This window comes from Mariniflexile sp. TRM1-10 (assembly GCF_003425985.1).
Lineage (GTDB): Bacteria > Bacteroidota > Bacteroidia > Flavobacteriales > Flavobacteriaceae > Mariniflexile.
On sequence record NZ_CP022985.1, the window covers coordinates 3,780,620 to 3,801,563 of the forward strand.

Consider the following 20,944-nt stretch of genomic DNA (forward strand, 5'->3'; position numbering starts at 1 on the left):
TTATTCTTTTCTGATTTTCTTAGGTAAATTTCATATTAACTTTTCACCACCGTTTTTCCATCGTTTTCTAACATAGGATTCAAACTCGGGTTCATCTGCGTGGTCCATAACAATTATTTGTGGCAAGAAACCACAATCTTTTTTTATGAACTCTAATTCATCTTTTAATACGGTAAATATATTTTTAACCTGTTTTATGTTTTCATCCAACTCGCCTTCCATACCATCTGTATCTTTATAAGCCCTTGGGAAATAAACTTGACTCGGTTGGTCAATCATTAAAAAAGAAGGGATACTTGATTTTTTTGATTTACAATTTAAATGAAGAAATGCAATGAAAATAGAAAGATGACAAGCTAGCCAGTTAGCACCACTACCCATCTCTGAAAGAAGAATCTTTTCTTTCTCATTGAAATGATAATAGAAAGAAAAATCTTCTAACCGGAATTGTAGCCTTCCGGGTCTAAGTTCTGTTTCAAAGTCCAGTTTTTCGCATACAGCTGTCATTCGGTCAGCAAGAAAACCTTCGGCTTCTTTTATTTTTGTAGTTACATCAAACCCCTCCAACTTTTCTTGTAGCCATTTGATCCTTTCTTTTATTTCTTCAATACTGGATGAACCTTTAACCATTGTATTTTGCTTTACCAATTGTTTAATATTGGCATCAGTTGCTCCCTTTAATATATTAGCCTGTTCAATAAGTGATTTATTCTTAATGAATATTTCATCTTGTTCTTCCAGTTTTTGAATTTCTGACGAAAGAATGGCTATTTGACGTTTTAAACTATCCCTATCTTTTTGCAACGATTCAATTTGTCCTGAATTATCTATTTCATAAGTTCCTATTTTAGATAATTCAGTTTTGAGTTTTGTTTTAGATTCTGATAATGAATTAACTATAGAAGTGATTTCAGTAACTTGATTGCTACATACAGGACATTTTAAATTATCATCCTTTGTTTCTTCAATTAGGACTTGATCAATACTTCGTAACCTATTAGAATATGTATGAGATAGCACATTGTTGTTCGAAAGTTCCCGTAATAAAATCTCTTTCTCAGAAAGCACTTCTTTTAAATCAAATCTTTTAGATTCTTTATTTTCTATTTCTAATTTTAGATTTGAGTTACTAAAAGAGTTGATTGAAATAGATGGAAGATTATATGAAATATCTTTTAATTGTCTGATAGATAAATTATCATCTAATTCCATACCTATAAATACAAAATAAGATTTTAATAATAATCTGATTTTTTCTGATAATTCTTCATCATTTATTTTTAATTTCTCAATAAGCTTTTCTTCTATCCTTAGTTCTTTTCTTTTTTGCTCTAATTCTCTTCTAATGAGAAAATACTCATTGCTTTCCCACCCAATGAAAATAGGGAAATCTGCAATAGTTTTCTTTCGCTTATTAAAGTCTTCAAAACGATAAAAGAGGCTGTGCTTATTTGCAATTAAATTTTGATGCTGAAATAATAAAGAAACCATACTTCTCAGAGTTACCTTCCCTGCATTCCTTTTATCTTCTTCGCTATCAGTTCTAGTATCAGAAATAGATAGACCCAAATGTCGCTCAACTTCTTCTTGAGCATCCTTTAATTTTTTAGCTTGTGTAGATGTAAAATATTCTTTATTAAGATTAGCTAGAAAGTTGTCGTCAGTTTCAAATCGAAGATAAACATCCCCACCACTACCATTGCTTGAATTTGGACGAGCAATGGAAATATACTTATCAGAAACCTTCAAAATAACTGCAAACATTTCTGCAAACTTGTCTATAATCCCTTTAGGTATAGTTGACCGACTTGAAAAAAGGCAGTAATCAACAATTTCAATTAAAGCACTTTTTCCTGTTTTAGAATCTCCAGTAATAATATTTAATCCGGGCTTTAAATCTACATTCCGTATTTCATCAGCTCGTCCGAAGATGACTATTTTGTGTAATATTGCATTCATATGTTTACAATTTCGAGTTTAATAAAAATGTTTTTACAGTCTTCTTTTGCGATTATTTGCCCCCAATTATATGCAGCCTTAAAATACTGCTTTTTCATCATATCCTGCTCCTTATTATATTGAATTTTATCATCCATTTGAATGAAATCGCTTATGACTAATTTGTGTTTATTGCCAAGATATATTAGTCCTTGATTTGTGATTTTTTTAAATTCTTCAATTTTATTAGGCATTAATATAAGTTGATTTTTTAGCTCAATAGACTTAAATAAAGTAGATATAGATGAGTTTTTATTACTATTAATTAATTTCTCAAAAATCACTTCATCAAAAATGAAAGGCAATCCCATATAGATGAGTTCAAATTTTAATTTCCCTAACTTAGATTCACAAGCTCCACTAATAAAATGATGAAGAATTTTGCTTGTCCAAATTGGATTGTAAAGTAAGATATTGATGTCTTTTGCTCTCATATATCAGAATCATTGTATTTCCATTCAAAATCTGTTTCTTCAAGAGTATGATGTATTCGCCCATCTCTGTAGTACTTTTGTGTGTCATTTACCCCAACTATTGGATCGTGAGGGTTAGTAATGCATTCAAAGTAAGTATTTTGAGATTTCATATGCACATCGTTAGTATCCAAATGTTCTTTTGTAACTCCTATGCAGTTTTTGCTTTTCACATCCTCAATAGATCTTTTTACATTAGAATCATATTCCTCTAAATTTTCAGTCAATGTTGGAGTTGTTTCTAATAGTTTTATCTGACTAAGGTTTGCTCTCAGATAATCTCGTATTGCATTGGTTTGATCTTTTTCTTTTATGCTTATTGATTTCATTTTTTCAATAAATATAAATTTTTGTTTTTCGCTATTTTTATCGATTTCTGCAACGCTTACTACAGGAAATGGTGTGTTTCCTTTTGTGTAAGGACTCAACTTATCTTGAATATCTCTATTAAAGTCATTAATAATAACTTTCCATTCATTTGCGTTATCAATTGCCATTTTTGTAATATATCCATAAAGTTGTTGCAAAGCGGTATCTCTAAAATTATCTGGTATAATAGTAAATTTTGAATGTTCTTTTAATTCATCCCATTTCTCGGAAATATTTTTTTGACCTTCAAGTATTATGAATTTCCCTAGAATAGTTTCTAGTTTCTCTTTGTCAAATTTTAATACTTCATCATAAATAGGTTTTAAAGTTGTAGACGGAGTATGACTTTTCAATTTTGCGTACTTCTCTGTTACTTTTAAATCATTCCAATTATAAAAAATTGAATTATCTCTACAGACAGCAGTTGTATGTAGAACTAGGTTGCTATATTGTTTAATTACATCAAAATTAACCGTGTAGTTTTTAATAGTTTTCCAAACATCTTCTGAGTTATCAATAATAACACCACCATCAATGTGATGCTTTACTTCAGTACTAGTATTTTCAGTTGCAACATCTCCTTTACATTCAATCCAGATGGTGTGGTTCTTTTTAGCATTTAGACAGTATTCTAATGCTATGAGTTTTTGATAATCAATTCCTAATGATTTTAATGTATTATCGTTGATGAACATTTGATTTTCCATAATCTTAATTTTCTACTGACGCCAACTTAGAAAGAAGCAATTCTTTAAGTTCCAATAGCTTTTGGTTTTCTTTTGAATAGGTAATACTTAATTTATTCATTGGTTTCATTACTGATTCGAACTTCATAAGGATATCATCCTCTGGTTTCATTACTTCAATTTTTTCAAAATCAGATTTACTTAACATTGGCATTGTTGAACCACCCATTGCAATTCCTTTTATTTCATCTGCTACAAAATTCAAATAATAGTATAGGAAATCTGTATAGAAAGTTTCTTTGACTATTATTGAATTCATTTGTTGATTTGTAATACAGTCATTTTTAACAACTGCGATTTTACCCATATCTGAACCAATACAAGTCACGATTACTGAACCTTTAGGAAGAATTTTGTTTTTCAATTTTGAATATCCCTCTTCAGAAAGGTTCCTTTCTGCACCTAACACGAACTTATTATAGTTTTTAAAATCACCTGGTGTAACAAAAGGCATTTCATTTCCAAAATCCTCAGGATTATTACTTGAAGGTGTTTTACCTGTTACAACATTTCCAAAATCCTTGATTTCAACATTTACCCAATTTCCCTCCACAAACCACTCCCTATAAATCGCCTGTGCGGTTTCTTCTAGTTTTTGGATGAGTTGCTCGTTAAGTTTGATGCGGTTTTGGATGGTGTTGTATTCTTTTACTATTTCGCGTTGTTTGTCTATGTGGGGAACAGGAATAAGCGTTTCACACAATTCTTCCCAATCATACCCACCTCTGATTGCTGCATCACATTTAAAAGTGGCATACCTATCGAATTCAGATCTGCGTAACCACATCATCAAATATTCAGGGTCAAGTTCATTCCGGTCTTTTACTTCAAAAACAGGATATGCTGGAGAAACCAAATTTGGTTCGTCATCTAACTTCAAAACTACTGGCAATTTGTTAACTCGAATTGGAGACATAAAATCGCAAGCAAATTGATACTTACTCATCACCCTATAAACGGACATATTAGTTCCAACGACATTAGAAGTGGTCTCTCTAAATTCCTTAGTCATACTCAAACCCAATAACCGAGTAACTTTTAAATCTCGATTGCGGTGTTCAACTCTTTGAATAAAGTTCCCAATTGGTTTATAATTCAATTTCATATCCCAACTCTTTGAACACGTTTAGTAAATCATTTTTGCTTTGGGCTTCTGCTTTGAGCAATTCGCCAAACTCACCTTTTAAAGATGTCATTTTATCCTCAAAGTCAATGTTTTCATCTCGGTTTACAAATTCAATGTATTTGCTCGGCACAAGCGAAAAATCTTTTTTCTCCACAGCTTCTAAGGTAGCACTATAGCAGAACTCAGGTACATTTTCAATTTCCTCTACTTGCCATTGGTGGTAAGTACTCACTACTTTTTGAATATCATCATCAGAAAACTGGGTGTATTTCTTTTCAAACGGTTCTCCCATTTGTCGCAAGTCCATAAACAGGATTTCTTTTTCTCTATCTCGGTTTTTTCGGGTTTCATTACCAATTTTTCGGGAATGGACCTTTTTGTTTTTATTGACTATCCAAAGAGTAACACTGATATCTGTTGTATAAAACAGATTACGTGGCAATACCAAAATGGCTTCCACCAAGTTGTTTTCAATGAGTTTTCTTCGAATTTTGTATTCCTCGCCACCGCCAGATAAGGCACCGTTTGCCAGTATGAATCCAGCAACACCGTTTTCAGACAGTTTGCTCACCATATTCAAAATCCAGCCATAGTTGGCATTACTTTTTGGAGGTACTTCGTAACCCATCCAGCGTGGGTCGTCTATCAATTCATTTTCAGCTCTCCAATCTTTTTGATTAAAAGGCGGGTTGGCCATTATAAAATCAGCTTTTAAGTCTTTGTGCTGATCTTGTGCAAAGGTGTCGGCCGCTTTTTCACCTAAATTGGCAGCAATCCCACGGATAGCCAAGTTCATCTTTGCCAGTTTATAGGTAGTGTTGGTGTATTCCTGTCCGTAAATAGAGATTTCTTTTTTGTTACCGTGGTGATTTTCTATAAACTTAATGGATTGAACAAACATACCTCCCGAACCACAGGCAGGATCATAGATGATGCCTTTATAAGGCTCAATCATTTCAGCAATGAGGTTTACGATCCTTTGGCGTATAGAATTCGCCCTTTCCTTTACCTTCTTTTAAGGCAAATTTTGATAAGAAGTACTCATATACACGCCCTACAATATCCTGTCCTTCATTTAAGAGGGTATCAATTTCATTGATTTTATCAAGTAGGGATGCGAGTTTGGATTTGTCCAACCCTAAACGTGAAAAGTAGTTGTCTGGTAAAGCGCCTTTTAAAGAAGGGTTGTTTTTTTCTATGGTATGTAGTGCGGTATCTATTTTTATAGCAATATCATCTTGTTTGGCATTTTTGCTGATATAGGACCAACGTGAAATCTCCTCTAAAAAGAAAACATTTTTCATATTGTAGAAATCTTTCATTTCTACATATTTTTCTTTGCCCTCGGCTATTAATTCGGTTCTGCGTTCTTCAAATTTATCGCTGGTAAACTTGAGGAAAATAAGCCCCAATACCACATGTTTATATTCAGACGGCTCTACAGAACCTCTTAATTTGTCGCAGGATTGCCAAAGGGTTTCTTCAATTGCTTTCGTTTTCTCGGTTATTTTTTTAGCCATTTATAATTTTAGTCTTTCTTGTTGGTTTTAATGTCTTTAATAGCAATTTTTAGGGCTTGCAATGCCTGGTCTTCATCAGCTACGACCTCCAATATTTGGTCAGTTAACCACAAAGTCAATAATTCCTGTGTATCGACTTTTAGTAGTGCTGCTATTTTTTGCACCTGTTCCCGTTTGGCTCTGCGTTCGCCACGTTCAATTTTGCTAAACATAGGTGTGTCTATTTCCAAATCAGCAGATACCTGCTCCTCCAAATTTATAACCTCCACTATATCACTTCTCTGGCAATTTATAATCTTTACAAACTTCCTTAAATAATTCACCAGGATCTTCGTCAATAGCAAGAAATATCAAGTATAACTCTTTCACTTTCAATTGGGTGGTTATGTTATTAGCAAGCTCACTCAATCGTGTTTTGCTAATGCCTGTTTTGCGAGACACATCCGATCTGTTTATTGATTTTTTAGCAAAGAAGCGTCCTAATGTTGTCATGTATTTATCCTATTTTCAATATATAAAGTTACCATTTTTCGATTTATAAACTTATATTTGTTGTTTTATATTCTTATTTTCAGAACCGCAAGAATATTACACCTTGGGTAATTTTAAGTCTTTAAAAAGCTCTTTAAAAATTTCCCCAGGGTCTACATCAATTGCTAAAGCAATTAAATAAAGTTCATCAGCACGAAGTTTGGTCGAATCGTTTCCACTTAATTGGCTTAAACGAGATTTACTTATCCCAGTTCTTCTAGCAACCTCTGCTTTATTTATAGATTTTTTAGCTAAGTATAATCCTAAATCAGTCATTTGTATATCTTTTTTGAATACATAAATATAGAAAGCGTATACTGTTGTATGAAATAATTACACTTTTGTTTTGAATTTAGGTTTATTTTTAATACATTAGTATTGATTTTTAATACATCTGTATAAATAATATACACATTGTTTTTTGTATATTAATATAAATTCACTCTAAATAACCCAAAAAATAGTATGGACGATGAAATTTACCCTAAACAAGACCAGATGATTGTCCAACTAAAATCGCTTTTGGAAATTAAATATGTTTATAAATCAAAACCTGAAAAAGATAGTGGTTTCAAGTTTTTACTAATTGTGATACTAAAAGAAAACAGTCCTTCCTTAACCCAAGGATTATCTCCTATGGTAGCTAAAATATTTCAGGAAGAAACAGATGTCTTATACCGCATATTTTCGATTGAGTATGCCCAACAGCAACTCAGGGAGGCAAACCTATTTTTTATTCATGGGTGTCATCTGTCCAAACTAATCTACAAAAGCGACAACACCGATACAGGGCTGAAAGTGCCTGTAATACATAAAGACACCAAAGAAGCCATGGCGTTGGGTTTTGAGAACGAACTCAGCCGCGTAGGCGCTTTTATGGAAGGCGCCACATCATACATAAAAAATAAGAATTTCCCCCAGGCTGCCTTTATGCTGCACCAGTACATGGAAATATGGTTCCGCAATGCAGAGCTTCTTGTCATGGGCAAAGAAATAAAAAGTCACAGCATCAAGGAGCATCAAAACTATATCAAGGCTTTTGCCCCGGAACTTGGGCGTATCTTTAATATGGATAGGGAAGAAGACCGCAACCTGTTAAAACTATTGGATGAAGCCTACATCACTGCCAGCTACTCTAAAAACTATCACATTACCAAGTTTCAGTTGGAAATCCTATCGGAAAAAGCATGGCATTTAAACTTTGTGGTGGCCCTTTTGTATGGGGAAAAGTTGGAAGCCTGTAGGTTAGATTGTTAGATTGTTAGATGGTTAGATTGTTAGATGGTTAGATGGTTAGAAAGTTGGAAAGTTGGAAAGTTGGAAAGTAAAAAGTTGGAAAGATATTTTTTTAAACGAGTGAAATGGTGCATAACGATAGAAATGGATCAACACAAAAAGTTGTTGTGGAGCAATTAAATCAAAAATCAAAAATCGTTAATCGTCAATCGTTAATCAATTAGATGGTTAGAAAGTAAAAAGTTGGAAAGTTTTGAAGACATTTTTTTAAACGACCACATGAACTTTTCACGATTCACGATTCGATTCACCTTTCACGTTTCACCTTTCACGATTCATGATTTTGAATCTCCCTGATCACAGTTGACCGATTAACCAAACCCAGAACCCGTCACCTTGAACCCAAAACCTTGAACCCAAACCCAACAACCATCAACCATCAACCAACAACAAGATACCATTTCCGAATCACCTTTCACGTTTCACCTTTCACGATTCACGATTTTGAATCTCCCTGCTCACAGTTGACCGATACACCAAACCTTGAACCCAAAACCCAAACCACCAACCACCAACCAACAACCAACAACCACCAACCATCAACCATCAATCATTTCCGAATCACCTTTCACGTTTCACCTTTTCACGATTCACGATTTGAATCTCCCTGCTCACAGTTGACCGATTCACCAAAACCCAAAACCCAGAACCCAGAACCTTGAACCCAGAACCCAACAACCATCAACCAACCCCATCCTTATAATACTTATTCCTATATTCAACAGGCGTCAACCCCGTTATCTTCTTAAAAACATTTCTGAAAGCCTTGGTATCGGTGTAGCCCACATCGAACATGACCTCATTGATGTTTTTCCGTGTCGATTCAAAACTTCGCTTGGCGGCCTCGACTTTGACTCGTTGCAGGTATTCAATAACCGTATTATCCGTGGCCTGTTTAAATCTACGCTCAAAACTCCTACGGCTTACGGCTACCATTTGTGCCAGTTCATCAACAATAATCTTCTCCTGATAATGTTCCTCAATATATTCCTGGGCCTGTTTTACTTGCTCATCGTTATGGTCTTTCTGTCCCGTGAACATCATAAAGGAAGCCTGACTTTCCCTGTCGATATCAATGGCGAAATATTTAGAGGCCAATATCGCCGTGTCCCGGTCGGTGTATTTTTCCAGTAGATAGAGTAACAAGTTCCACAAAGAATTTGCCCCACCACTGGAATAAATGCCACTCTCCTCGGTAATGACACCGCCATCAACGATGACCACTTCGGGGAACCGTTCTTTGAACTCGTTATAGTAAGCCCAATGTGTGGAGCATTTTTTTCCGTTCAAGAGACCTGTGGAAGCCAATAGAAAGGCTCCAACACAAAGAGAGGCGACTTCGGCCCCGTTTTTATATTGATGGGTAATCCATGGAAGGGTGGCCCCATTCAGCGCAACCGCTGCTTTCATATCCCCAAAAAGAGGTGGTACAATGACCAGGTCTGCCCGATCGGTATGTTCCAAAAGCAGATCCGTAGTAATGGCATAGGCGCCATCCTGAACCCGGACATCCTTCTGGCAACCCACCAATTCCACCTTAAATAAAGGTTCCTTTCCGGCAGCTTGTAAAAAGTGGTTCGCAGTGGTAAACAAGTAGCGGGGACCGGTAATGCCCTCTGCCACGGCGGTTTCAGGCACTAATATATATATGTTTTTCATCGGTTTCTATGCATTGTTTTAATTTAAATAATTGAGGCTGTCTAAAAAGTCTAGTTCTATGTCATATTGAGGGTGTCGAAATATTTTAACTTTTTGGTAATCAATATCGGTTTCGACAAGCTCAACCTGACAAATTAAATTTAAAGGACTTTTTATACAGCCTCTTTGCTTCGCCAGTTCGCTTTGCTCTCGCCCAATTGACCGTTCCTTTTGAGAGGTCAGAACTGACCAAAAAGGTAATTCTGGGTGAGGGAACATAAAAATAGAAAAATTTGGCAGAATGAACCCTTCTGTTAGCCGTTTTTACACCCTAAGACTTCGAAAAATAATTTTGAAATTTGTAATGTAATATCCGTTGGGTGAAATTAAGAAATTTAATTTATAATGAAATTTGATTATAATTTAAAGTCAATTTAGTACTCAAGTGTCAGTCTGAGCCTGTCGAAGACACTAGAAGATACATTTCGACAAGCTCAATGTGACAATTTATATAAAAATTAGAATTGATAAATCAATGACCCCCAACGGGTTAATGTAATAATTAAAAACAAAAAATCATGGAACGAATTACAGTAAAAAATACGGTAAAAGCCCCTTCAAAAAAAGTATGGAGTTTATGGACAGCTCCTGAACAGATTGTAAAATGGAATACACCTTCCGATGATTGGCATACCACCCGTGCAACGAACGACCTTAGGGTGGGCGGAACCTTTCTCTCAAGAATGGAAGCCAAGGACGGCAGTTTTGGTTTTGACTTTGAAGGCACGTATGATGAAGTGGTACCACGTGAACGAATAGCCTACACCCTGGGCGATGGGCGAAAAGTGGAAGTGGATTTTAAGGAACAGGACGGGAACACGGAGATTGTCAGCACTTTTGATGCCGAGACCCAAAACCCTATAGAACAGCAACGGGATGGCTGGCAAGCCATTTTGGATAATTTTAAAACCTACGCAGAGAACTTCCAATGAGTTGTAGAAACAAATAAGTATATAAAATAAGGTTTAGTACATGACAAAAATTGAAGCGTGTCACATTGAGCCTTTCGACTAGGCTCAAGATAAACTAAAGTCAAAATGCGATTAAAAACAATATTCCAATGTCTTCGACTGCGCTCAGACTGACATCTGAATATATTTGGATTTTTATCGTGTACTAAAAAATAAGAACATAAATAATACATACAACAATGAAAAAAAATAAGATCATTTTCTGGACGGCAACACTCATTATCTTCCTTTTTGAAGGGGTCATGCCAGCACTGACTTCACAAACTGAAATGGCAAAGGAAGGTATCCGCCATTTAGGTTATCCCGAATATTTTATGAACGCCTTGGTGGTGTTCAAGGTATTGGGCACATTGGCTTTGGTTATTCCTGCCGTTCCAAAACGGTTGAAGGAATGGGCATACGCTGGTTTTACATGTAACTTTCTGTTTGCCTCTATTAGCCATTGGGCAGTGGATGGGGTCGACTTTCAGGCTCTGTTTCCCTTGATTGTATTGGGAATTTTGTTGGTGTCTTACCGCTATTACCACAAACTCAATAGATCCGCCAATTTAGAAATCGATACGGTAAAGGCTGCATCATTAACTTAAACGGCAAACAAGGTTTACTTGTAAAAACGACATCCGGGAATCTAATGATAGAAAAGGCATGGGACAATTAATCACCTATCTCACGTTTAATGGCAATTGCAGGGAAGCGATGGAATTTTATCAGACATGCCTCGGTGGGGAATTGTATTTCCAGACTTTAGGTGAATCCCCTAAAACAAAAAAGCTGCCCAAGCATATGAAAACGTATATAGTTCAGGCGTCCCTTAGACGCGATGGTTTGGTCTTGATGGGTACCGATATGACCGATGAAGAACTGTTGTGGGGGAATGCGGTGTCCATTTTATTGGACTGTAATGACGAAGATCGGCTTAAAGCCTATTATCATAATTTGGAAGCTGAAGCCAAAGCGACCCAACCTTTACAGGAAACCTACTGGGGAGAACTTTTTGGCCGACTGACCGATAAATATGGAAACCATTGGTTGTTTCATTGCAAAAAAAGGGATGTGGAAATTAGCCAGTGAAGACAAAAATAGACACGGGGATGTTGACCCATAAAATGCAGACACAAAATGAAACGAGCAAAATACCTATGGCTCCGCCTTGGGGATATTGTTCCAAGAAATTTGTTTATTTAAAATAAGAAAACATGAACACTATTAAAAACACACAGAAAATCACACCATTTCTTTGGTTCGACGATAGGGCAGAAGAAGCGATGAACTTTTATATTTCCATTTTCCCAAATTCGGAAATAAAGCAATTGAAAAAATGGCCGGAAGAAACACCTTTCCCGACGGAATCCACCAAACCCGGTACCGTACAACAAGGCATGTTCGTCCTGGACGGGTTTCAATTTTGTGCTTTCGATGCGGGACCTATGTTCCGGTTCAACCCCTCCATATCTTTTTTTGCAGTCTATGAAACCGATGCAGAGATAAAAACCTTATGGAACCAACTTCTCGACGGTGGCGAGGCCTTGATGCCTCTAGATAGTTATGATTGGAGTGAACTTTACGGATGGGTCACCGATAGATTTGGGGTTTCATGGCAATTAATGAAAGGCAACGTGAGCGATGTGGGACAGCGTATATGTCCGCTTATCATGTACTCTGGAGAACAGCAAGGAAATGCTGAAGAAGCGATGAACCATTATATGGCCATTTTTAAGGATTCATCGGCTGTGGGAGTTGAAAAATACAATGCTGACGACCCAGGTCCCGAAGGTATGGTAAAGCACGCCCAGTGTAAGTTGGCAGGCCAAGCCTTTATGATGATGGACAATGGTTACGAAAACGACATGCCCTTCACTGAAGCCATCTCTTTTTATGTAAATTGTAAGGATCAAAAGGAAGTGGATTATTTTTGGGACCAGTTTACCAAAGAAGGAAGTGAATCGGTATGTGGGTGGCTTAAGGACAAGTTTGGGGTGTCTTGGCAGATCGTGCCCGAGTTCCTTACCGAAAAATTAGCCCTTGACGAACCTGAAAAAAGGCAAAAATTGTTTGAAGCCCTCAGCCACATGAAAAAATTGGATGTAGCAAAATTGGAAGCAGCATACTATAGTTGAAATAGGGCATTGGTGCGCTTACAATTTTAATTTGAAAAAATACGCACCGAATCCCGCTCTTTAATAAAAAAACCACCATCAAAGTCAAAGACGGTGGTTTTTTATTTGGTTATTCCTTAACCAATTTCAATACATGTGTTTTATCTCCATGAGTGGTAACTTTAAATAGATATACCCCTTCAGAAAGGTGACCTACAGATAAATTTTCAAAACCAGAATTAAAGGTATCCAATTTTTGTCCGTTTAAATTATATAGTTCAGCCGTTTTAATGACTTCGTTGTGCATATCAACATGCACTATATCTTTAACGGGATTTGGATAGACCTTCATGGAATTTCCATTTGATGAAAAATTACCAATGCTTAAGGATGCGTCTGTTAATGTTACGACTCTTCCTTGTTCTTCTAAGGTCATATATAGTGTATTTCCAATAAGAACTACATCTCTAAAATTAGCATAATAAGGCTCTCCTTCATACATGTCTTCATAAACTGTTTGATCGCCCACAAACACCAAATCAGCTTCTGAGTCGGTAACATTTATTTTTTCTATTTGATGTGCATTGCAGATATACAACTCATTATTTTGACTTAAAAAGGTTCCCTTATTAAAGTTTAATCCTATGACATCATCCTCTAAAGTAGATGCAGCAGAACTTAAGTCTAAGCTTTTTATCATTTCAAAATCCCGAGCAGACATATACAATGTATTATTGTAAATATCCATGTCCTCTACAACACCTGTATCTAAATTACTAAATTCTAAAGAAGGCGTTGGGGTAGCATCCAAAGCATCAAAACTATAAAGACTTGTTGTAAAAACATCTGGTGCTGTTTCTATTTCTTCTAAATAAAAGATGGTATTATTATAAAGCGTAAACGAAGAAATAAAATTTGTAGTAGTAACAATAACCTGAGTGCCTGCACCTATATTGGTTAAATCTAACTTTAAAATTCGGCTACCAAAAAATTCATCTGTTGATTCAACATAATTTTCAACCAAAATAAATAAATCGTCTCCTAGCTTTTGCGTTTTGTAGCAATAAAAATCAGCAGGCAATGTATAAATTAAATTTGCCGATGGCGAACCGGCAGATGTGTCTATTGTATAAATATGTCCCCACCCATTTACATAGATAGTGGTTCCGTCTAGCGTCATTTTTGTTGGTGAATTCAGTCCCGAAAGATAATCTGTAATTTGTGCATTTGAATTCGTCAAGATTAACAATGTGGCTACGAATGTAAAAAGTAATTTTTTTCTCATAATTATAAATTTAGTGTTTGATTGTTTGATACGTTTTAAAATTGCTTGTTTATGGATTGTGCTGTTGAATCCAATTACCGTTTTTATAACCAATAGCTTCCGGATTAAATAAAGGGTAGAGCCCTCTAGTTGGTTGTGAATTAGCAAGAAATGTAAATGGAATAAAGAAAAGGAATCGTAGTTTATATCTCATGTAGGTTGTAGTAATTTGGATAGAATAAAATTAAATACCTTACGATTTTGATACTATACCAACTTTTAGGTATTTTTAACTTTTATGGATTGTTGCATATTTGATGATTGAATTCGCATAATGAGATACCTTTATCTTATACTGAGTATAAGCGTTTGTTTTTTTAATGGACTTTCTGCGCAACAGGAAACACGATATAAAGACACCCTTTTTGTAGATGGCCCTAATAGCTTCGACCTTTCTGAGTATATAACGTTTTGGGTAGATAGTTCTGGTACAGGAAGTATAGAGTTGGCAGAAAATGCCTTAAAGAATAAAAAATTCAAGCATTGGAAAAAAGGAAGTGTTCTTAATTTAGGTTTAAACCCTTATGATACATGGCTACATCTTAAGGTGGTCAATACTTCTAAAGATTATCATCAATATTGGTGGGCTTTATACAGTCAGGCAGATTCAGTTTCGGTATATGCGTTTAAAAATGATCATTGGCAACTTCATACAGAGGTTACCAACCAAACACTTCTTAAAAACCGTCCCATAAAAACAAGATTTCCAGTTGCGGAAATTCATTTGAACCATGGCGAATATCAGCAACTTCTTATGAAGATAACAAATATACGTCATACACAACATGCGATAACCGATTTCACAACGCCTCAGCACAATCTGTTATGGGAAATCAATTTCTATGGGAAGATAGGGTTTTTTATCGGCTGCTTCTTTTTAATTGCTTTGCTAAGCATCCTGTTTAGTGGTGTCATAAAAGAATGGACCTTTTTATATTATGGTCTTTATCTGTTGTGTATCGTGATACTCATATTGTCTGAAGAGCTGATGGTACCTATCGTTAATTCGCCCATATTATTTTATAGTATCAATCATGTTCACTCGCTTTTTTTAAGCCTTATTGCTTTGTTCCTACATTACAAAATCATTGTATATGGGATTGGTCGCACGCGTTCCATATCTCTGCTATTTTTTAAAAAATCCAGTTTACTGAATCAGATATTTTTATGGATAGCAATTTTATATACCATCATATATTTTGTTGGGAAGGATGCATTGCACTTTGGAGTGGATGTCTTTAAATTTATGTGGTATTCAACCATTGTTTGTATTGTTTTAAGTATGATCAATAACTTCTGTGTCATTATTTATTTAATGTATATGAAAGGCTATTTTCTTTATGGCATTGTTTTGGCATTTTTATTATTATACTTTAATCCTGCAGGATATTTTCTTAATTACTCAGGAATATTTAATTATTATACCATTACATATCCAAATTATTTTTATTGGATTGTTAGCTTAGAGATACTGTTTTTTACACTTATTTTAGCAATACAATATCGTAGAACAGTTTATAATAATTTGAATCTTATAAAAGAAAAAAAAGAACAGGAAGCATCTGCCATACTTAGGGATATTGAAATACAGGATTTGGAACGTCGCAAAATTGCTCAAGATTTACATGACGATTTGGGTACAACTATTAGTGCTATTAAGTTGATTATTACAAACCAATACGCTTCTGATACTGGGTTAAAGAACATGATTACCAAAGCGAATAATGATATTCGACAGTTTTTTGCCAAACTAACCGTTTCAGATTTTAATAATGAAAAAATTTCCAATATTATTGAACAAACCATTTCCAACTTACAACGATTGAATCAAATAGACTTTAAATTGATTGTATCTGGTAAGGAAGCGCTCATCCCTGACTATTTGATAAAACCGCTTTCCAGAATTGCTGTTGAGTTGCTTTTGAACACCATGAAGCATTCCCATGCAACAGAAGCAACCATACAACTCATTACTGATACAGAACAAGTACAACTCATTGTTGAAGATAATGGGAAAGGCTTTGACCTTCAAAAACCTCAAAAGGGTATGGGCATTGCCAATATCTATTCACGCACGGAGCGTTGGGGAGGCCAAGTCCACTTTTCAAGTAGTCAAACAGGAACAACGGTCATTGTAATCATTCCATTAAAAATCCAAAACACACCATGACAAAGCCATGCAATACCGTCATTGTCGATGATCATTCACTGTTTGCTGAAGGACTTAAACGGATTTTAGAAGACGACCTAAATTTTAGGCTGACAGCAATATATAATATAGCCGAAGATGCTTTACACGCATTCAATAATTCACCTCCCGAATTGGTGTTGTTGGATATTCAATTGCCCGGTATGGGTGGATTGGAATTTTGCAGACAGATGAAAGAACGCTACCCAGAAATGAAAGTGGTCATGATTTCAATGTTTGAATCAACTTCCATTATTTCCGATGCAAAAGCATCCCATGCTAATGGATATATTCCTAAAACAACAGACGCCCAATTGTTTAAAACTACTTTGTATGATATTATAAAAGGTAACAATGTATTTTTATCAAAATCTTCTTTTAAAGCACCAACAACAAATCAACCACAGTACATAAGCCTTTTGAGCAAACGCGAACTCGATATAATCACGTATATCAAACAAGGACATACGTCTAAAGAAATAGCAGAACAACTGTTTATCAGTCAGTTTACGGTGGATACACATCGTAAAAACATTCTAAAAAAACTACAATTACCATCTGTAAAAGCACTCATTGCTTTTGCACATGAAAACCATATTTAAAGGCTAATTGAATACCCAACTGATATATATCATTGAAATAACCAATTTCTAAAAATATTTTTATTAAAAATATAGAAATCATGAAATTGTTTTATAGTATAGTAGCCCTATGTCTTTTTGCTAGCTGCTCTTCCACAAGAATGATAGATAGTTGGAAGAATAGGGAATATGCTAACTACCAGCCCAAGAAAGTGTTGATTGTGGGTATTACAGGCCATTTAACAGCTCGAAAAATTTTTGAGCAAAGGCTCAAAGACAAACTCTTCAATGAAGGCATTGATGCAGTTGAGAGTTCCGTTGTTTTTGAAGAAGGCTTTATAGACTCAAAGCAAACCGAAGAACAAATAGACCTAGAAGTAGAGCGACTTGTGAACGATGGATATGATTCCATATTGGTATCTGCAGTAAAAGGTATAGACAATGAAATATCTTATTCGGGAAACAAATTCTTAACAGGTTATTACTGGCACCATTTTGGACGTTATTATTATTTATATCAAAATGTGTATTTTGAACCTGGTTATTACAATAATTATAAAGTTTATCATATAGAAGCTTCATTATATAATATTAAAACAAACAATGGTAAATCCCTTATATGGGTTGCTTCCTATAATGTTGTAGATCCAATTGATATCAATTCTACTGTTAACGATTATGTAAAAGCCATTGTTAAGTCATTGAAAAAAGAATCCCTTATTTCTAAAGAAAATAACTAGTCATGGAAGTACTTGTCTATAGTGCTAAAGATTTTGAAATCCCTTATTTGGAAGAAGCCAATTCAAAAAGGCATAAGCTCACATTTTTGAGTGAATCTTTATCGTCCGAAACCGTAATGAATAGTGTAGGTTATGATGCTGTCTCTATTTTTTCAGCAGATGATGGCAGTGCAATTATATTGGAAAAACTAAAAGAATTTGGTGTTAAGTATCTTGCTTTAAGATGTACGGGCCATGATAATGTAAACCTTAAAGTGGCTGCTAGATTAGGTATTAAAGTTGCAAACGTGCCAGACTATTCACCGTATGCCATTGCAGAACATGCTGTGTCCTTATTGTTAGGACTTAACAGAAGATTAATAGAGTCCAATAAACGTGTCCGTTCTTTTAATTTTGATATTAATGGACTAATAGGTTTTGACCTTAATAACAAAACGGTTGGGATTTTGGGAACTGGAAAGATAGGTTCGGTTATGGCAAAAATCATGTATGGCTTTGGGTGTAAATTATTTGGATACGATCTCGTACAAAATAAAACACTTAAGGAGAAATATGGAATGGCTTATACGTCTCTTGAAGATATTTGCCGACAGGCAGATATTATTTCCATCCATTTACCACTAAACTCCGAGACACATTATTTAATCAATAAAAATATTGTAGATATAATGAAACCAGGTATTGTGATTATAAACACTGCAAGAGGCGCAATTCTTGATACGAAAAGTGTATTGGTAGGATTGGAAAGTGGGGTGATTGGTGCTTTAGGGCTGGATGTTTATGAACATGAAAAAAAACTTTTTTTCAAGGATATGTCCCAAGCCATACCATTTGAAGATATAAATATCATAAAACTCAATATTATGCCAAACGTGCTCATTACTGGTCACCATGCTTTTTTAACAGAAGAGGCACTTGCTAAAATTACCGAAATAACCATCTATAATCTTAATTGTTGGGAAAGTGGAAAAGAGAATACGAATGATTTAGTATAAAAGGGTTATCATTTTTACTATTTTTATTGCAATTGGGTGATAGAAAAATAATTAATTTTTAATCTAAATATTCTCTGAAGGCTCTGCCTCGGGTATCCAATTCACCTCTCCTTTGGAGAGGTAGAACTGCCCTAAAAGGCAGTCCAGGGTGAGGCAAAATACAAATTTGCATTTTTGACCCTGAGGTCAAAATGAAACAGGCGAAACCTGTACTGAGCCTAGTCGAAGTATGCCTCTATGGCTCTCCTCGAGGATAGTCTGATTCAATTTTTTTATTTACCTTAATTTCTTGTTATAACTATAAATGTCTTTTAAAATGACGGTTTCCCCAGTTGAATCTATGACTTCCAAATCATAATGTATGTTAACTTTTGTATCCATAGGAGCATAATAATAGATAACCCATGCATCGGCTTCTTTAGTGCCAATGCATCCGTTGGAATACGCTTTTCCAAGCGTTATAGGATTGGTAGTTGGATGTATTAATTGTCCATTTCTAATCCCATTAATTTCGGTTTCCAAAAACGGAATCTGAGGCAACTTGGTAATTTTTTGATCATCGCGTTTCGTTGTATAATAGCGCCGCCCATCTACAGGGTTATAATAATCAGGATTCCTTACATGGGAAACAATGAATCCTTTTCCCGTTTTTGTTTTTAAGTCTATGATTCTTCCGGCCATTGCCAGGTACTTCTTTTCATTTCTCCCAACTCTTACTGGAAATTCATACAGTTGTTTTGAATCTTCATAAATACGAAGCTTAAACTCTGGTATGTTAATGTCAATCAAGGTATGGTTAAATGATTTAAGGAGTTTTTCAGCATGTATGGAATCGGGTATTACAATCCTAGCACCTTTGGGAAGTACGATCATTTTTTTTTGGTCATAGATAAAAGAATCCCGGGCTATCATTCGATAGTAGTCCGTATTTTGCAGGGTATCAATAATCCAAGGATTTGATCTTACCAAGAGATGTTCGGTTAATTTATAAGGGGTAATCGAATCGTATTTAATAACAAGGGAATCTATATATTTAAAATAGTTGCTAACGGTAATGTCTTTTTCAACCAAAATAGGCCTGGTTTTTAAATTTTGTTGAAAAGTAAAGTTCGAAACAAGATTTTTTTCCAATATAAGGAAGTCAGTATCCTTTGGACAGCATAAGTTTAGTGACAATATAATGAGAGTAAGAATCAACAGAGTTTGCTTTAATTTTAAAGGTATTTTCATGATTCTTGTATTGTATTAATGTTCTTAACTTTCGAAAATTTATGGAGTCCTGTTAGCTTTACATTCATCACATTCCATACGTTGTGTGTGTATTGGTGTTTTTAATAAAGGTCGTTTCCGTAGTGCTATTTTAGAATGATGATTATCACTTTTAACCGCTTTTAAAGGGAAGATCTTATTCAATAATTGTTGATTGACGAGTTCTTTATTGGCAGCATCATAACCAATTTTATAAATAGCATCGAGATACTTCTTATCAAAAGTGCCATACTTGCTTAATTGTTTAGGATATATGATTAAATCACATTTCTTGAATTTTTTAATGTCTTCTCTAACGGTTTTTAATTTAAAAACCCTTTCAACAACATTATGGGAATGTTTTAAATCACTTATTACTACTGTATCAAAACCATTGACATATACACCAATAATAACATCACAGGTATTCTTTAATAGGTCTACGGGAAAATTGTTTAAAACACCACCATCCACATAGTACGATCCATTAATATTAACAGGAGCAAATATTCCTGGAAAAGCTGCCGATGCCAATATGGGTTTTATTAATTCACCAGTGTTAAAAATGGCTAGTTTCCCATTTAGCACATTGGTAGCTGTAACAAACAATTGCTTTTTTAGAACCGAAAAGTTATCTTCTTTGAGGTATAGCTTAAAAACACTATAGAATTTTTCAGCGTCCATAATTCCTGGTTTATTCACTGCATACCGTTTTAGTTCAAAAATCTGTATGGTTCTAAAAAAACTCAGCATTTCTTTCCAATCATATCCATAAGCATATAAAGCACCAACAACAGCACCTACACTAGAGCCTGCTATATGGGTAGGTATAATGCCGTGTTCTTCCAATGCGTGGATAGCACCTATATGGGCCATACCTCTCATGCCTCCTCCAGAAAGTACCAAACCAATTTTCATGACCAATCAAAATGCTATGTGAATATTTAAAATTAGTGTTCAAAGTTGATTAATTATATGATATTCATCAGGATACGTAAATGATTTATATCATTTTATACCCAATTCCATTCTTTTATATTTGAA

Annotated in this window: 22 protein-coding genes and 1 pseudogene; 10 read left to right on the forward strand and 13 right to left on the reverse strand. The window is 34.9% G+C overall.

Annotated elements, in window-relative coordinates:
- Positions 1–30: 30 nt before the first annotated feature.
- The 8 genes and pseudogenes from CJ739_RS15615 to CJ739_RS15650 all read right to left on the reverse strand — a co-directional run bounded on the left by CJ739_RS15615 (position 31) and on the right by CJ739_RS15650 (position 7,039).
- The gene (locus CJ739_RS15615) at positions 31–1,959 is read right to left on the reverse strand and encodes a DUF3732 domain-containing protein (protein ID WP_117176957.1); all 1,929 of its coding nucleotides are present in this window, start codon (positions 1,957–1,959) and stop codon (positions 31–33) included.
- Entirely contained in the window at positions 1,956–2,432 is a 477-nt protein-coding gene (locus CJ739_RS15620; RefSeq protein WP_117176958.1) for a three component ABC system middle component, read from the reverse strand. The genes CJ739_RS15615 and CJ739_RS15620 overlap by 4 nt, the downstream gene beginning before the upstream one ends.
- Positions 2,429–3,547, reverse strand: a complete 1,119-nt coding sequence (locus CJ739_RS15625; protein WP_117176959.1) for a hypothetical protein — start codon at positions 3,545–3,547, stop codon at positions 2,429–2,431. The genes CJ739_RS15620 and CJ739_RS15625 overlap by 4 nt, the downstream gene beginning before the upstream one ends.
- Before the next feature lie 4 nt (positions 3,548–3,551).
- Entirely contained in the window at positions 3,552–4,691 is a 1,140-nt protein-coding gene (locus CJ739_RS15630) for a restriction endonuclease subunit S (protein ID WP_117176960.1), read from the reverse strand.
- Positions 4,675–6,232, reverse strand: a pseudogene (locus tag CJ739_RS20780) (type I restriction-modification system subunit M). Before CJ739_RS20780 ends, CJ739_RS15630 begins: the two are co-directional and overlap by 17 nt.
- An 8-nt stretch (positions 6,233–6,240) precedes the next feature.
- On the reverse strand, positions 6,241–6,501 hold the full coding sequence (locus CJ739_RS15640) for a helix-turn-helix domain-containing protein (RefSeq protein WP_205419370.1): 261 nt from the start codon (positions 6,499–6,501) through the stop codon (positions 6,241–6,243).
- A gap of 4 nt (positions 6,502–6,505) precedes the next feature.
- Positions 6,506–6,724, reverse strand: a complete 219-nt coding sequence (locus CJ739_RS15645; RefSeq protein WP_117176961.1) for a helix-turn-helix domain-containing protein — start codon at positions 6,722–6,724, stop codon at positions 6,506–6,508.
- A 96-nt stretch (positions 6,725–6,820) separates the two neighbouring features.
- On the reverse strand, positions 6,821–7,039 hold the full coding sequence (locus CJ739_RS15650; RefSeq protein WP_117176962.1) for a helix-turn-helix domain-containing protein: 219 nt from the start codon (positions 7,037–7,039) through the stop codon (positions 6,821–6,823).
- A gap of 222 nt (positions 7,040–7,261) precedes the next feature.
- Here CJ739_RS15650 and CJ739_RS15655 point away from each other — a divergent pair, with 222 nt between their 5' ends.
- Both CJ739_RS15655 and CJ739_RS20390 read left to right on the forward strand, forming a co-directional pair.
- Positions 7,262–8,020: a HEPN domain-containing protein gene (locus CJ739_RS15655; RefSeq protein WP_162880240.1), complete on the forward strand. Its 759-nt coding sequence runs from the start codon at positions 7,262–7,264 to the stop codon at positions 8,018–8,020.
- A gap of 389 nt (positions 8,021–8,409) precedes the next feature.
- Positions 8,410–8,721, forward strand: coding sequence for a hypothetical protein (locus tag CJ739_RS20390; protein ID WP_162880241.1), 312 nt, complete (start codon positions 8,410–8,412; stop codon positions 8,719–8,721).
- Between the two features lie 19 nt (positions 8,722–8,740).
- On the opposite strand, the gene CJ739_RS15665 is transcribed toward CJ739_RS20390, so the two are convergent.
- Positions 8,741–9,718: a GlxA family transcriptional regulator gene (locus CJ739_RS15665; RefSeq protein WP_117176967.1), complete on the reverse strand. Its 978-nt coding sequence runs from the start codon at positions 9,716–9,718 to the stop codon at positions 8,741–8,743.
- 557 nt (positions 9,719–10,275) lie between these two features.
- Here CJ739_RS15665 and CJ739_RS15675 point away from each other — a divergent pair.
- The 4 genes from CJ739_RS15675 to CJ739_RS15690 all read left to right on the forward strand — a co-directional run bounded on the left by CJ739_RS15675 (position 10,276) and on the right by CJ739_RS15690 (position 12,845).
- The gene (locus tag CJ739_RS15675; RefSeq protein ID WP_117176971.1) at positions 10,276–10,689 is read left to right on the forward strand and encodes an SRPBCC family protein; all 414 of its coding nucleotides are present in this window, start codon (positions 10,276–10,278) and stop codon (positions 10,687–10,689) included.
- Between the two features lie 218 nt (positions 10,690–10,907).
- Positions 10,908–11,315 (forward strand): DoxX family protein, encoded by a 408-nt coding sequence (locus CJ739_RS15680; RefSeq protein ID WP_117176973.1) that lies wholly within the window; start codon positions 10,908–10,910, stop codon positions 11,313–11,315.
- Between the two features lie 58 nt (positions 11,316–11,373).
- Positions 11,374–11,799, forward strand: a complete 426-nt coding sequence (locus CJ739_RS15685) for a VOC family protein (RefSeq protein WP_117176975.1) — start codon at positions 11,374–11,376, stop codon at positions 11,797–11,799.
- Between the two features lie 125 nt (positions 11,800–11,924).
- Positions 11,925–12,845 (forward strand): VOC family protein, encoded by a 921-nt coding sequence (locus tag CJ739_RS15690; RefSeq protein WP_117176977.1) that lies wholly within the window; start codon positions 11,925–11,927, stop codon positions 12,843–12,845.
- 109 nt (positions 12,846–12,954) lie between these two features.
- Here the strand turns inward: CJ739_RS15690 and CJ739_RS15695 are convergent, their stop codons facing one another.
- Together CJ739_RS15695 and CJ739_RS20395 are read right to left on the reverse strand one after the other, a co-directional pair.
- On the reverse strand, positions 12,955–14,109 hold the full coding sequence (locus CJ739_RS15695) for a T9SS type A sorting domain-containing protein (RefSeq protein ID WP_162880242.1): 1,155 nt from the start codon (positions 14,107–14,109) through the stop codon (positions 12,955–12,957).
- Positions 14,110–14,158: 49 nt separating this feature from the next.
- Positions 14,159–14,302 carry a hypothetical protein gene (locus tag CJ739_RS20395; protein ID WP_162880243.1) on the reverse strand — a complete coding sequence of 48 codons (144 nt, stop codon included), beginning with the start codon at positions 14,300–14,302 and terminating at the stop codon, positions 14,159–14,161.
- A gap of 120 nt (positions 14,303–14,422) precedes the next feature.
- Between CJ739_RS20395 and CJ739_RS15700 the strand changes: the two genes are divergently transcribed.
- The 4 genes from CJ739_RS15700 (at position 14,423) to CJ739_RS15715 (ending at position 18,652) form a co-directional block, all read left to right on the forward strand.
- The gene (locus CJ739_RS15700; protein WP_117176981.1) at positions 14,423–16,318 is read left to right on the forward strand and encodes a sensor histidine kinase; all 1,896 of its coding nucleotides are present in this window, start codon (positions 14,423–14,425) and stop codon (positions 16,316–16,318) included.
- Positions 16,315–16,938 (forward strand): response regulator, encoded by a 624-nt coding sequence (locus CJ739_RS15705; RefSeq protein ID WP_117176983.1) that lies wholly within the window; start codon positions 16,315–16,317, stop codon positions 16,936–16,938. The genes CJ739_RS15700 and CJ739_RS15705 overlap by 4 nt, the downstream gene beginning before the upstream one ends.
- A gap of 80 nt (positions 16,939–17,018) precedes the next feature.
- A complete protein-coding gene (locus CJ739_RS15710; RefSeq protein WP_162880244.1) occupies positions 17,019–17,657 on the forward strand; it encodes a hypothetical protein in 639 nt (212 codons plus the stop codon).
- Positions 17,658–17,659: 2 nt separating this feature from the next.
- The gene (locus tag CJ739_RS15715; RefSeq protein WP_117176987.1) at positions 17,660–18,652 is read left to right on the forward strand and encodes a 2-hydroxyacid dehydrogenase; all 993 of its coding nucleotides are present in this window, start codon (positions 17,660–17,662) and stop codon (positions 18,650–18,652) included.
- Between the two features lie 276 nt (positions 18,653–18,928).
- Here the strand turns inward: CJ739_RS15715 and CJ739_RS15720 are convergent, their stop codons facing one another.
- Both CJ739_RS15720 and CJ739_RS15725 read right to left on the reverse strand, forming a co-directional pair.
- On the reverse strand, positions 18,929–19,723 hold the full coding sequence (locus CJ739_RS15720; RefSeq protein ID WP_236951528.1) for a L,D-transpeptidase: 795 nt from the start codon (positions 19,721–19,723) through the stop codon (positions 18,929–18,931).
- Positions 19,724–19,921: 198 nt separating this feature from the next.
- Positions 19,922–20,818, reverse strand: coding sequence for a patatin-like phospholipase family protein (locus tag CJ739_RS15725; RefSeq protein WP_117176992.1), 897 nt, complete (start codon positions 20,816–20,818; stop codon positions 19,922–19,924).
- Positions 20,819–20,944: the final 126 nt, after the last annotated feature.